Origin of the sequence: Streptomyces lanatus (assembly GCF_014655715.1) — a bacterium.
GTDB classification, from domain to species: Bacteria; Actinomycetota; Actinomycetes; order Streptomycetales; family Streptomycetaceae; genus Streptomyces; species Streptomyces lanatus.
This window is the reverse complement of the sequence record NZ_BNBM01000005.1, coordinates 530,911-542,353: the sequence shown is the minus strand read 5'-3', so window position 1 is coordinate 542,353 and position 11,443 is coordinate 530,911. Positions and strand designations below refer to the sequence as shown.

Sequence of the window (11,443 nt, the reverse complement as noted above, 5' to 3'; positions counted from 1 at the left end):
CGCGGGCTCATCCTTCACCGCCGGAGCTTTCCACCACCAAGGGATGCCCCTGATGGTCGTACCCGGTATTAGACCCCGTTTCCAGGGCTTGTCCCAGAGTGAAGGGCAGATTGCCCACGTGTTACTCACCCGTTCGCCACTAATCCCCACCGAAGTGGTTCATCGTTCGACTTGCATGTGTTAAGCACGCCGCCAGCGTTCGTCCTGAGCCAGGATCAAACTCTCCGTGAATGTGTACCCGTGATCGGGTCGACACCACGAGAGCGGAACAGCCGGGCGGAATAAGCCCGGACCGTTCACAGCGTCCTCGCTGTGTTTTTTCAAAGGAACCTCGCCCCGGCAGAATCTGCCGGAGACGGGGTATCAACATATCTGGCGTTGACTTTTGGCACGCTGTTGAGTTCTCAAGGAACGGACGCTTCCTTCGTACTCACCCTTCCGGGCTTTCCTCCGGGCAGTTTCCCTTCGGTCTTGCGTTTCCGACTCTATCAGATCCTTTTCCGATCCGATTCCCTGTCGGGGGGATTGCCTTGGGCTCTGGGCTTTCGCCCGTCGGCCTTTCGACATTCACTACGTTAACCGATTCCCTCGCCGATCCATAATCGGGGTTCCGCGGATTCGAATTCTGGCATGCGGGCACGCCAGAATTGACCCCGCTGAGGGGTTCTCGTAGGTAGTGGGTTGGCCGCTCCGGCTGCTGACTTACGCAGTACCCGGTTCAGCGGCTCGGGCTACGTTACGCGCCCTGCCAAGGTGCGTCAACTTGAGCGGCGCCTCGGGGCATGGGCCCGATAGGGGCTCACCGTAGGGTCGTTGGCGATCCAGAAGCGCCAGGGGTGGATGTCGCCGTTGCCTCCGTCACCTGCCACGCCGGTTCGTGGGCCGTTGAGTACCTGGTCGGAGGTGATGGGCGTCCCGGTGAGGATCTTCAGGGGGGTCTCGTCGGAGGCGCAGGCGTCCGTGCCGTTGAGGGCCCGGTCGACGCCGAGGGCGGTGGCCAGGCGGGCCGGGCCTTTGGCCAGTTCCTTGTCGTTACGGGCCGAGAGTCGACGTTTGCGGGCGAGTTCGGCACCCTCCACGATCTCGCCGGCGCGCAGCAGGACCGCGCAGGCCTGGCCGTCGGGGCCGCACACCAGGTTCATGCAGTGCCACATGCCGTAGGTGAAGTAGACGTAGATGTGTCCGGGGGGACCGAACATCACGTCGTTGCGGGGTGTGCGGCCGCGATAGGCGTGGGAGCCGGGGTCGTTCGGGCCGTCGTAGGCCTCGACCTCTGTGAGGCGGAGGGTGATCGGACCGTCCGGGGTGGTGCGTACGAGGAACCGGCCCAGGAGGTCGGGGGCTACTTCGAGGACGGGGCGGTCGAAGAAGTCCCGGGGCAGGGGCGTACGGTCGGGGGTCGCGATCATGCCGTCCGAGGGTAGTGCAGACGGGTGGGCGTGACGGGGTGGTCAGGGGGCCTGTGGCTTGCCAGGGTGGGAGCGCGGAACCGGCCACGGCCGGATCGCGTTTGTAGGGATCAGGGATCCACTCTGAGAAGAGGAGAGTCATGGCGTTCAAGAAGCTGCTCGCGAGCCTGGGGGCCGGCGGTGCTTCGGTCGAGACGGTGCTGACCGAGGTCAACGTCGTTCCGGGCGGTGTCGTCCAGGGTGAGGTGCGGATTCAGGGCGGGTCCGTGAGCCAGAACATCGAGGGCCTGTCCGTGGGCCTGCAGGCGCGGGTCGAGGTCGAGAGCCAGGACTCGGAGTACAAGCAGGACATCGAGTTCACGAAGATGCAGCTCGGTGGTGCCTTCGAGCTGCAGCCGGGTGCGGTGCACGCGGTGCCGTTCGGGCTGGAGATCCCGTGGGAGACGCCGGTCACGACGATCGACGGTCAGACGCTGCGTGGCATGAACATCGGTGTGACGACGGAGCTGGCGATCGCGCGGGCCGTGGACTCCACCGACCTGGACCCGATCAACGTGCACCCGCTGCCCGCGCAGAAGGCGATCCTCGATGCCTTCATCCAGCTGGGCTTCCGCTTCAAGAACGCGGACATGGAGCGCGGTCACATCCGCGGTACGCGGCAGAAGCTGCCGTTCTACCAGGAGATCGAGTTCTTCCCGCCGCAGCAGTACCGCGGGATCAACCAGGTCGAGCTGAGCTTCGTCGCGGACGAGCACACGATGGACGTCGTTCTGGAGATGGACAAGAAGCCGGGGCTGTTCAGTGAGGGCAGTGACACCTTCCGGTCGTTCCAGGTGGGCCTGAACGACTTCCACGGGACCGACTGGGCGGCGTATCTCAACCAGTGGCTGTCCGAGGTCGGCAGCAAGCGCAACTGGTTCTAGGCTCGGAACCACTGAACTCGCGATTCCGCTGTTCCTTCAGGAGGTATCGACGTGACCGAGCCCAAGCGGCGGCCGCTGCCGCACGACTTCCATCCGCCCGTGCCGTCCTTCACGGTCACGAGTGAGGACGTCGAGCAGGGCGGAACCCTCAAGGACGCTCAGGTCCACGCGGCCGGCAACACCTCGCCGCAGCTGCGCTGGGAGGGTTTCCCGGCCGGGACCAAGAGCTTCGCCGTGACCTGCTACGACCCGGACGCCCCTACGGGGAGCGGGTTCTGGCACTGGGTCGTCTTCGACATCCCGGCCTCGGTGACCGAGCTGCCGGCGGGGGCGGGCAGCGGCAAGTTCGAGGGGCTGCCGGAGGGTGCCGTACAGGCGCGGAACGACTATGGGTCGAAGGACTTCGGTGGGGCCGCGCCGCCGCCCGGGGACGGGCCGCATCGCTATGTGTTCACGGTGTACGCCGTGGATCAGGAGAAGCTCGGTCCGGACTCGGATGCCAGCCCGGCTGTCGTCGGGTTCAATCTGCGGTTCCACGCGCTTGCTCGTGCGCATGTGATCGGTGAGTACGAGGCGACCGCCGAAGCCTGACGTTCATGGAACGTTTGCCCGCCCCTGGTCATGGAAGTGATCGGGGGCGGGCATTTTTTATTTCGTTGTCCATCTCGGCGTGCCCGGCCAGAGTTGATCCCAGTCCGCCAGGGGGTGGGCAGGTGCGCACGGGAGGTGGGCTGCAATGCGGGACACGCTGGTACTGAACGCGAGCTTCGAGCCGCTGTCGACGGTGACGTTGAATCGAGCCGTCGTTCTGGTGCTTCAGGACAAGGCCGTCGTCGAGCAGGCCCACCCCGAACTGCGTATGCGGGGAGCCGAGGTGGACATACCCGCGCCCCGGGTGATCAGGCTGTGCAGGTACGTACGGGTGCCGTTCCGAAGACAAGCGCCGTGGTCGAGGCGGGGTGTGCTGGTCAGGGACCGGCACCGGTGCGCGTACTGCGGGCGCAGGGCCACGACGGTGGACCATGTGGTGCCGAAGTCGCGGGGTGGGCAGGACACGTGGCTCAATACGGTGGCCTCGTGCGCGGAGGACAATCATCGGAAGGCCGACCGGACGCCTGAGCAGGCGGGGATGCCGTTGCTTCGGCAGCCGTTCGAGCCGACGCCGGCTGATGCGATGTTGCTGGCGCTTGGGGCCGATGAGTTTGCCGCGCTGCCGGATTGGTTGGCGATGGATGCGGCGTAGGTAATCGCCGTCGGGGCCCGGCTTCCTCGAGAAGCCGGGCCCCGCTGTCGTACCGCAGAAACCTCGTCAGTCGATCGACGGCTTCTCTCGGCGTTCCGTGGCCGTGCCGCCGTTGGAGCCTGAACCGCCGCCCAGGCCGCCCAAGTTGCCCATGGCGCCGGAGAGGCCCTTGAGGGCGTCGCCGATTTCGCTGGGGACGATCCAGAGCTTGTTGGCGTCGCCCTCTGCGATCTTCGGGAGCATCTGGAGGTACTGGTAGGAGAGGAGCTTCTGGTCGGGGTCGCCGGCGTGGATGGCCTCGAAGACCGTGCGGACCGCCTGGGCCTCGCCTTCCGCGCGCAGGGCCGCTGCCTTGGCCTCGCCCTCCGCGCGGAGGATCTGGGACTGCTTCTCGCCCTCCGCGGTGAGGATGGCGGCCTGGCGGGTACCTTCGGCGGTGAGGATCGCGGCGCGCTTGTCACGGTCGGCGCGCATCTGCTTCTCCATCGAGTCCTGGATGGAGGTGGGGGGTTCGATCGCCTTGAGCTCGACTCGGTTGACGCGGATTCCCCACTTGCCCGTCGCCTCGTCGAGGACGCCGCGCAGGGCCGCGTTGATCTCCTCGCGGGAGGTCAGGGTGCGCTCCAGGTCCATGCCGCCGATGATGTTGCGGAGCGTGGTGACCGTGAGCTGCTCGATCGCCTGGATGTAGCTGGCGACTTCGTAGGTGGCGGCGCGGGCGTCGGTCACCTGGTAGTAGATGACGGTGTCGATGTTCACGACCAGGTTGTCCTGGGTGATCACCGGCTGGGGCGGGAACGGCACGACCTGTTCGCGCAGGTCGATGCGGTTGCGGATGGTGTCGATGAACGGGACCACGATGTTGAGGCCCGCGTTGAGTGTCCGCGTGTAGCGGCCGAAGCGCTCGACGATGGCCGCGCTCGCCTGCGGGATGACCTGGATCGTCTTGATCAGGGCGATGAAGACCAACACCACCAGAATGATCAGGACGATGATGACCGGTTCCATCGTCGTTTCCCCGTACCCCTTCTCCGCTGCGGCAACTTCGGCAGATCTTATGGTTGTTGAAGATCTTGCTGGTCGAGTCTGACAGACCGTCGCATGGCCTGTCGCGCGTTCGCGCCAGTTACGTCGTGCGAGGTCACATGACGATCGCCGTGGCCCCCTCGATGTCCACGACGTCCACTTCCTGGCCTGGTTCGAAGGCGCGGCCGGTGTCGAGGGCGCGTGCCGACCAGATCTCTCCGGCGAGCTTGATCCGGCCGCCGGAGGCGTCGACGCGCTCCAGGACGACGGCCTGTTTGCCCTTCAATGCCTCGATGCCGGTGGCGAGTTGGGGCCGCTGTGCGCGATGGCGGTTCGCGATGGGCCGTACGACGGCGATCAGCGCGGTCGAGATGACGACGAAGGCCACGACCTGGACGACGGCATCACCGCCGAAGACGCCGGCGACCAAGGCGGCCGCGACGGCGCCCACGGCCAGCATGCCGAGTTCGGGCATCGCGGTGATCACGAGCCCGATGCCGAGCGCTGCCGCGCCGATCAACCACCAAATCCACGCGTCGATTTCCACATGGTCATGGTAGGACCGCGGGCCCTGTCGCCGACAGGGCGCCGATCGTTTGAAAGGCCCTTCTTACCGCGGCTTCTCACCAGGTTCGCGCGGTGAAGGGGTGGGTCAGGAGAGCGGGAGGCCCTGTGCCGTCCAGCGGTCGCCGACCTGCTCGACTACGAGGGGGAGGCCGAAGCAGAGGGAGAGGTTGCGGGAGGTGAGTTCGAGCTCCATGGGGCCGGCGGCGAGGACCTTGCCCTGGCGGATCATCAGGACGTGGGTGAAGCCCGGGGGGATCTCCTCGACATGGTGGGTGACCATGAGCATCGAGGGGGCGATCGGGTCGCGGGCGAGGCGGCCGAGGCGGCGGACGAGGTCCTCGCGGCCGCCGAGGTCGAGGCCGGCGGCGGGCTCGTCGAGGAGGAGCAGCTCGGGGTCGGCCATGAGTGCGCGGGAGATCAGGGTGCGCTTGCGCTCGCCCTCGGAGAGGGTGCCGAACTTCCGGTCGAGGTAGTCGCTCATGCCGAGGCGGTCGAGGAAGGCGCGGGCGCGCTGCTCGTCGACGTCCTCGTAGTCCTCGTTCCAGGTGGCGGTCATGCCGTACGCGGCGGTCAGCACAGTCTGCAGGACGGTCTGGCGCTTGGGGAGCTTCTCGGCGAGGGCGATGCCGGCCACGCCGATGCGGGGGCGCAGCTCGAAGACGTCGGTGCCGGGCTTGCCGAGGGTCTCGCCGAGGATGGTGGCGGTGCCCGTGCTGGGGTAGAGGTAGCTGGAGGCGACGTTGAGGAGGGTGGTCTTGCCCGCCCCGTTGGGGCCGAGGATGACCCAGCGCTCGCCCTCCTTGACCGACCAGGAGACCTGGTCCACCAGAGCCCGGCCCTCACGGACCACGGATACGTCCTGAAGCTCCAGAACATCGCTCATGAGCGCGTTGTCTCCCCTTGCAGTGTGACCGGTGTCGGCGTCTCGGCGTCTCGGTGGTCGCGTGCGCCTGTGGGCGCAGCCCTCAAGGAAATCTACGCCACCGGTCCCGCACTTCATTCCATCGGTCCGGTCCTTAGGGTGGGGGCATGCTCTCGGAACCACGTTCAGGACGTCTCGCCTCTTGGGGAAATGCCCTTTTGGCCGGACTTGTCTCACCGGATGACGCTGCGCTGGAGATCGTCGGGGACGACGCCGTGCACCGCGTGGAGGGGCTGCCGGGCGAGTCGGCGCCCGTCGGGCTCACGCTGGCCCTGGGGCGGCTGCGGACGCTCGGGGTGAGCGGGCTGCGGATCGCGCTGCCCGCGCCCGGGCATCCGCTGGGGCTGAGCGGCCCGCCGGAGTTCAATGCGCGGGCGATGGAGGCCGAGGAGGCGGTGATCTGCCACGGTGCCGCGTTCGGGCTGGTGCCGGAGGTGTACGAGGCCGGGCCCGACGGTGATGTGCATGTCGAGGTGGTGTGGCAGGTGCTGCCGGTGCGGGAGGCGCCGCCCGCGGATGTGCCGTCGCTGGGTGAGGCCGAGCGGGAGCTGGCGGAGGGGCTGAGGGACGCCACCGCGGTGTTGTCGCAGCTGGATGTCGCCGGGTCGGGGCCGGTGGCGGAGGCGGCGATCGATGCGTATCGGGCGCGGGCCGAGCGGGGGCGGGAGGTGTTGGCGCCGGGGTATCCGTCGCGGGCGGTGCGGGTGCTGGAGCTGGCGCAGCGGGTGGGGTTGCTGGTGTCGCTGGCCCGTGAGAACGGGCACGGGGGTGCGGTGAGCTCCGCGGAGATGGGGGCGCGGGCGGAGGCGTTGCGGCCGGTGGAGCGGGTGGCTCGGCGGGCGCAGGTCGCCGCGTACAACTCCGTTGTGGAGGAGCGGGAGCGGGGGGTTCGGTGACGGTCGGTTTCTTGGTGATCGGCATTGCTGTGACTGTGCCTGGGGGCTTCGCCCCCAGACCCCCGTGTCGGCCCTGAACGGGCCTTGTCCTCAAACGCCGGACGGGCTGACGCAGACCGGCCCCCCGGGATACCCGGGAGGCCGGAGGTCACTGCATGCTTCGGGGGGTCGTCAGTCGTTGACGGCCAGGTTGCCGAAGGCCGGGTTCATGATGCCGACGACGTTCACGCTGTTGCCCGAGATGTTGACCGGGACGTGGACCGGGGCCTGGACGAGGTTGCCCGAGGCGATGCCCGGGGAGCCCACGGCCTTGCCCTCGGCGTGGGCGTCGGTGGCGGAGGCCATTCCGGCGCCGGCGGCCAGGAGGCCACCCGCCACCATCGTCACAGCCGCTGCCTTCTTCAGGTTCTTCACTTCTAAAGCCCTCCTTGCGATTGCCGCGGCAGTCGCCGCAGCACGCACTGGAGAACGGTGGAGATCCACGAAGGATGCGCCATCTGGGGGACATTCCCACGACGGTATGAATCTCAGCCCGGAGCGGAACCCTCCGATTTGCCGATAGTCATGTCCTGCGGAGAGCGTTTCAGCCGGTCACGCCATGGCGTACGGCCCACAGCGCGGCCTGGGTGCGATCCGCGAGGTCGAGTTTCATCAGGATGTTCGAGACGTGGGTCTTGACGGTCTTCTCGGAGAGGACCAGGGCTCTGGCTATCTCGCGGTTCGAGCGGCCGTCCGCGATCAGGCCGAGGACCTCGCGTTCACGTTCCGTCAGGGACCCGGCTCTCCCCTGCCCGGAGTTGGCCTCCTCCTGGGACAGCAGGGCGCCCGCGACCTCGGGCTGGAGCAGGATGTGGCCGGCGTGGACCGAGCGGATGGCTCCGGCGAGCGCGTCCGGGTCGACGTCCTTGTAGACGTACCCGGCGGCGCCCGCGCGCAGGGCCGGGATCACCGTGCGCTGTTCGGTGAAGCTGGTGACGATGAGCACGCGCGCGGGGTTGGCCAGTTCGCGGAGCTTGCGCAGGGCGTCGACGCCGTCCATGCCCGGCATCTTGACGTCCATGAGGACGACGTCCGGCTTCAGTTCCTCCGCGCGGGCCACTCCCTCGGCGCCGTCGGCGGCCTCGCCCACGACCTCGATGTCGTCCTGTACTTCGAGGAAGGTGCGCAGACCCCGGCGGACCACCTGGTGGTCGTCGACGAGCAGCACCTTGATTGCGTCAGCCACCGGGGACCTCCATCTCGATCACGGTGCCCTTGCCGGGCGCCGATTCCACGGTCAGCGTGCCGCCGACCCCGCTCGCCCGGTCCCGCATGGAGACCAGGCCGAGGTGGCGTCCGGCGCGGCGGATCGCCTTCGGGTCGAAGCCGTCGCCGTCGTCGGTGACGCGCAGGACGGCTCCGCTGCCGCGCCGGTCCAGCGTCACGTCGACATGCTCGCCCCCGGAGTGCCGCAGCGCGTTGTGCAGGGCCTCCTGGGCGACGCGCAGCACGGCCTCCTCCTGGGCGGAGGGCAGGGCCTTCACACCGCGGCCCGCGAAGGTGACGCGGGCGGTGTGGGCGCGGTCGAGGACCTGGATCTGGGTGCGCAGGGTGGCGACGAGGCCGTCCTCGTCGAGGGCGGCGGGGCGCAGCTCGACGACCGCGGCGCGCAGTTCGTCGGCGGCCTCCGCGGCGAGCGCGGCCACCTGGTGCAGCTCGCCCTTGGCGCGGGCCGGGTCGCGGTCGACCAGGGCGGTGGCGGCCTGGGCGGTCAGGCGCAGGGAGAACAGCTTCTGGCTGACCGCGTCATGCAGTTCGTGGGCCAGGCGTGAGCGTTCCTCGGCGATCGTCAGTTCGCGGCTGCGCTCGTAGAGGCGGGCGTTGGTGAGGGCGATCGCGGCGTGCTGGGCGAGGATCGAGAGCAGTTCCTCGTCCTCCTGCGTGAAGCCGCAACTGCCGTCGGGCTTGGGGCAGTTCTTGTTGGCGAGGAACAGGGCGCCGATGACCTCGTCGCCGTCGCGGATCGGCAGGCCCAGGAAGTCCGACATGTCGGGGTGTGCCGACGGCCAGCCCTCGAAGCGGGGGTCCTTGCGGACATCGGCGAGGCGCTCGACCTTGGCCTCCTGGAGCATCGCGGCGAGGATGCCGTGCTGGCGGGGCAGTGGGCCGATGGCCTTCCACTGCCGGTCGCTGACGCCGTCGACCACGAACTGGGCGAAGCCGCCGTGGTCGTCGGGGACGCCGAGCGCGGCGTACTGCGCGTCGAGCAGCTCGCGGGCCGAGGCGACGATCGTCTTGAGGACGTCGCGCACCTCGAGATGCCTGCTCATGGCCAGCAACGCGGAGCTCACCGCGGCGAGGCCGGACCTGGGGCCTTGACTCATGCCCTCACGGTACCGGCGGGGTCCGACAGCCGGATCGGACCTGTGACGGCGGCCGACTAGGGCGGCGGTCCTAGTCCTCCGGTCCCCCGATCAGCGGCGTAGGGCGAATGGCCCGGGTGCGCGGCTTAGGTCGAAGGGCCCCGCGATGTTGCGGCCCGCGTCCGAGGCGGGGCGGGCGGCCCCGTTCCTACGTTGAGGGCACCGCCGATCGGAGGCGGGCTGGACGAGGGGACGGTTGTCATGTCGGTAGCGATCATCACGGGGGCCTCGAAGGGGCTGGGGCGGGCGCTCGCCGAGGCGCTGGCCGCGCGCGGGTGGGATCTGGTGCTGGACGCCAGGACGCCGGAGGTCCTGGAAGAGGCGGCGTCGGGGATCCGGGAGCTGCACGGCACGCGCGTGACGGCCGTGCCGGGGGATGTCACGGACCCGGGGCACCGGGCCGGGCTGGTGGCGGCCGCCTGGCGGCTGGGCGGCGTCGATCTGCTGGTGAGCAACGCCAGCGCGCTGGGCGCGGAGCCACTCGTGCGGCTGGACGCGCTGGCGCCGGAGGGGCTGCGGCGGGCGCTGGAGGTGAACGTGGTCGCCGCGCTGGCCCTCGTCCAGGAGGCGCTGCCGCTGCTGCGGGCGTCCGGGGCGGGCACCGTGATCACGGTTAGCTCGGACGCGGCCGCCGAGGCGTACGAGACGTGGGGCGGGTACGGGGCGTCGAAGGCGGCGCTCGACCATCTCGCGGCGGTGCTCGGCGAGGAGGAGCCCGGGCTGCGGGTCTGGGCGGTCGACCCCGGGGACATGGCCACGGACCTGTATGCGGCGGCCGTACCGGACGACGAGGATCCGCGGCCGGCGCCGTCCAGTGTGGTGCCCGCTTTTCTGTGGCTGCTGGACGAGCGTCCGGCGAGCGGCCGCTATGGGGCTCCCGCTCTGCTGGAGGGGCGGCGATGACGCTGGCGGTGAGGGTGCCGGAGGAGTTGTCGGCGCGGGTGCCGGCCGAGCAGCGGGGGCCGGGGCTGGGGCGGGATGCCGTACGGCTGCTGGTGTCGCGGGGCTGTGAGGTGTCGCACCATGCGTTCGCCGAGTTGCCCCGGCTGCTGCGGGCAGGGGATCTGCTGGTCGTCAATACGTCGCAGACGCTGGCGGCGGCCGTGGACGGGCGGATCGGGCACGCGCGCGTGGTGGTGCACTTCTCCACGCGTGGGGACGACGGGCGGTGGGCGGTGGAGCTGCGGGATCCCGATGAGCGGGGCACCACGCGCGCGCGTACGGGCGGGCCCGCGGGGAGTGAGGTGCGGCTGCCGGGTGGGACGGGGCTGGTGCTGGAGGAGCCGCTGGCGCCGGGGTGCGAGCGGCTGTGGTGGGCGCGGGTCACGGGGCCCGATGGTGCACGGGGAACGGGGCCCGCGAAGCCGGAGCCGCGGAGTACGGACCCCGAGGCCACCAGGATCCTCGGGCTGATGCGTGAGCACGGTCGGCCCATTCGCTACTCCTATACGGAGCGGGACCAGCCGTTGTCCGTGTACCAGACGGTGTTCGCGCTGCCGTCGGCCGACGGTGCGGGCAGTGCGGAGATGCCGAGCGCCGCGCGGCCGTTCACGGTCGGGATGGTGACGGAGCTGGTCAGCCGGGGTGTGCAGGTGGCGCCGATCAGCCTGCACACCGGGGTGGCCTCGGCGGAGGCGCATGAGCCGCCGTATCCGGAGCGGTTCGCGGTGCCGGAGGCGTCCGCGCGGCTGATCAACGCGGTGAGGGCCGGGGACGGCCGGGTCGTCGCCGTGGGGACGACGGCTGTGCGGGCCGTGGAGTCGGCGGTGGACGCCGACGGCGTCGTACGCGCGTGTGAGGGGTGGACGGACCTGGTGGTCACCCCGGAGCGCGGGGTGCGGGCGGTGGACGGGCTGCTGACCGGGCTGCACGAGCCGGAGGCCTCGCATCTGCTGATGCTGGAGGCCGTCGCGGGACGGGCCGCGATCGACCACAGCTACGAGGCGGCGCTGCGTGGGCTCTATCTGTGGCACGAGTTCGGCGACGTGCACCTCATCCTCCCGGAGGAGGGCCCTCACTCAGAGCATTGCTCAAGCAACTGCCGGTGAGACCGAG

At 69.5% G+C, this 11,443-nt stretch carries 13 protein-coding genes and 1 rRNA gene; 6 read left to right on the top strand and 8 right to left on the bottom strand.

The genetic code is table 11. From position 1 onward, the window contains the following. Both IE325_RS17355 and IE325_RS17350 read right to left on the bottom strand, forming a co-directional pair. Positions 1 to 231, bottom strand: a 16S ribosomal RNA gene (locus IE325_RS17355); the annotation flags it as partial. A 527-nt stretch (positions 232 to 758) separates the two neighbouring features. Further along, positions 759 to 1,409 (bottom strand): DNA-3-methyladenine glycosylase, encoded by a 651-nt coding sequence (locus IE325_RS17350; RefSeq protein WP_190070806.1) that lies wholly within the window; start codon positions 1,407 to 1,409, stop codon positions 759 to 761. Positions 1,410 to 1,549: 140 nt separating this feature from the next. On the opposite strand from IE325_RS17350, the gene IE325_RS17345 reads away from it, so the two are divergent. The 3 genes from IE325_RS17345 to IE325_RS17335 all read left to right on the top strand — a co-directional run bounded on the left by IE325_RS17345 (position 1,550) and on the right by IE325_RS17335 (position 3,575). Beyond that, complete coding sequence (locus IE325_RS17345) at positions 1,550 to 2,332, top strand: sporulation protein (RefSeq protein WP_190070805.1); 783 nt, start codon at positions 1,550 to 1,552, stop codon at positions 2,330 to 2,332. Positions 2,333 to 2,383: 51 nt separating this feature from the next. Continuing rightward, positions 2,384 to 2,923, top strand: coding sequence for a YbhB/YbcL family Raf kinase inhibitor-like protein (locus tag IE325_RS17340; protein WP_190070804.1), 540 nt, complete (start codon positions 2,384 to 2,386; stop codon positions 2,921 to 2,923). A 145-nt stretch (positions 2,924 to 3,068) separates the two neighbouring features. Further along, complete coding sequence (locus tag IE325_RS17335) at positions 3,069 to 3,575, top strand: HNH endonuclease (RefSeq protein WP_190070803.1); 507 nt, start codon at positions 3,069 to 3,071, stop codon at positions 3,573 to 3,575. 66 nt (positions 3,576 to 3,641) lie between these two features. Here the strand turns inward: IE325_RS17335 and IE325_RS17330 are convergent, their stop codons facing one another. The 3 genes from IE325_RS17330 to IE325_RS17320 all read right to left on the bottom strand — a co-directional run bounded on the left by IE325_RS17330 (position 3,642) and on the right by IE325_RS17320 (position 6,051). Further along, positions 3,642 to 4,583 (bottom strand): SPFH domain-containing protein, encoded by a 942-nt coding sequence (locus IE325_RS17330; RefSeq protein WP_190070802.1) that lies wholly within the window; start codon positions 4,581 to 4,583, stop codon positions 3,642 to 3,644. Between the two features lie 133 nt (positions 4,584 to 4,716). Continuing rightward, a complete protein-coding gene (locus IE325_RS17325) occupies positions 4,717 to 5,148 on the bottom strand; it encodes an NfeD family protein (protein WP_190070801.1) in 432 nt (143 codons plus the stop codon). A 105-nt stretch (positions 5,149 to 5,253) separates the two neighbouring features. Then, complete coding sequence (locus IE325_RS17320) at positions 5,254 to 6,051, bottom strand: ABC transporter ATP-binding protein (RefSeq protein WP_190070800.1); 798 nt, start codon at positions 6,049 to 6,051, stop codon at positions 5,254 to 5,256. A 146-nt stretch (positions 6,052 to 6,197) separates the two neighbouring features. Between IE325_RS17320 and IE325_RS17315 the strand changes: the two genes are divergently transcribed. Next, complete coding sequence (locus IE325_RS17315; protein WP_190070799.1) at positions 6,198 to 6,986, top strand: Rv1486c family protein; 789 nt, start codon at positions 6,198 to 6,200, stop codon at positions 6,984 to 6,986. A 171-nt stretch (positions 6,987 to 7,157) separates the two neighbouring features. On the opposite strand, the gene IE325_RS17310 is transcribed toward IE325_RS17315, so the two are convergent. The 3 genes from IE325_RS17310 to IE325_RS17300 all read right to left on the bottom strand — a co-directional run bounded on the left by IE325_RS17310 (position 7,158) and on the right by IE325_RS17300 (position 9,349). Next, a complete protein-coding gene (locus IE325_RS17310) occupies positions 7,158 to 7,400 on the bottom strand; it encodes a chaplin (protein ID WP_190070798.1) in 243 nt (80 codons plus the stop codon). Between the two features lie 169 nt (positions 7,401 to 7,569). Then, on the bottom strand, positions 7,570 to 8,211 hold the full coding sequence (locus IE325_RS17305; RefSeq protein WP_190070797.1) for a response regulator: 642 nt from the start codon (positions 8,209 to 8,211) through the stop codon (positions 7,570 to 7,572). Beyond that, positions 8,204 to 9,349 (bottom strand): GAF domain-containing sensor histidine kinase, encoded by a 1,146-nt coding sequence (locus IE325_RS17300; RefSeq protein ID WP_190070796.1) that lies wholly within the window; start codon positions 9,347 to 9,349, stop codon positions 8,204 to 8,206. The genes IE325_RS17305 and IE325_RS17300 overlap by 8 nt, the downstream gene beginning before the upstream one ends. Positions 9,350 to 9,589: 240 nt before the next feature. Between IE325_RS17300 and IE325_RS17295 the strand changes: the two genes are divergently transcribed. Next, positions 9,590 to 10,291: an SDR family NAD(P)-dependent oxidoreductase gene (locus IE325_RS17295; RefSeq protein WP_190070795.1), complete on the top strand. Its 702-nt coding sequence runs from the start codon at positions 9,590 to 9,592 to the stop codon at positions 10,289 to 10,291. Continuing rightward, a complete protein-coding gene (locus IE325_RS17290; RefSeq protein WP_190070794.1) occupies positions 10,288 to 11,436 on the top strand; it encodes an S-adenosylmethionine:tRNA ribosyltransferase-isomerase in 1,149 nt (382 codons plus the stop codon). Before IE325_RS17295 ends, IE325_RS17290 begins: the two co-directional genes overlap by 4 nt. Positions 11,437 to 11,443 lie beyond the last annotated feature (7 nt).

Bases quoted from the DNA above. Each gene is read 5' to 3' on its own strand.
- IE325_RS17350 (WP_190070806.1), bottom strand. From the start codon at position 1,409: ATGATCGCGACCCCCGACCGTACGCCCCTGCCCCGGGACTTCTTCGAC.
- IE325_RS17345 (WP_190070805.1), top strand. From the start codon at position 1,550: ATGGCGTTCAAGAAGCTGCTCGCGAGCCTGGGGGCCGGCGGTGCTTCG.
- IE325_RS17335 (WP_190070803.1), top strand. From the start codon at position 3,069: ATGCGGGACACGCTGGTACTGAACGCGAGCTTCGAGCCGCTGTCGACG.
- IE325_RS17330 (WP_190070802.1), bottom strand. From the start codon at position 4,583: ATGGAACCGGTCATCATCGTCCTGATCATTCTGGTGGTGTTGGTCTTC.
- IE325_RS17320 (WP_190070800.1), bottom strand. From the start codon at position 6,051: ATGAGCGATGTTCTGGAGCTTCAGGACGTATCCGTGGTCCGTGAGGGC.
- IE325_RS17315 (WP_190070799.1), top strand. From the start codon at position 6,198: ATGCTCTCGGAACCACGTTCAGGACGTCTCGCCTCTTGGGGAAATGCC.
- IE325_RS17300 (WP_190070796.1), bottom strand. From the start codon at position 9,349: ATGAGTCAAGGCCCCAGGTCCGGCCTCGCCGCGGTGAGCTCCGCGTTG.
- IE325_RS17295 (WP_190070795.1), top strand. From the start codon at position 9,590: ATGTCGGTAGCGATCATCACGGGGGCCTCGAAGGGGCTGGGGCGGGCG.
- IE325_RS17290 (WP_190070794.1), top strand. From the start codon at position 10,288: ATGACGCTGGCGGTGAGGGTGCCGGAGGAGTTGTCGGCGCGGGTGCCG.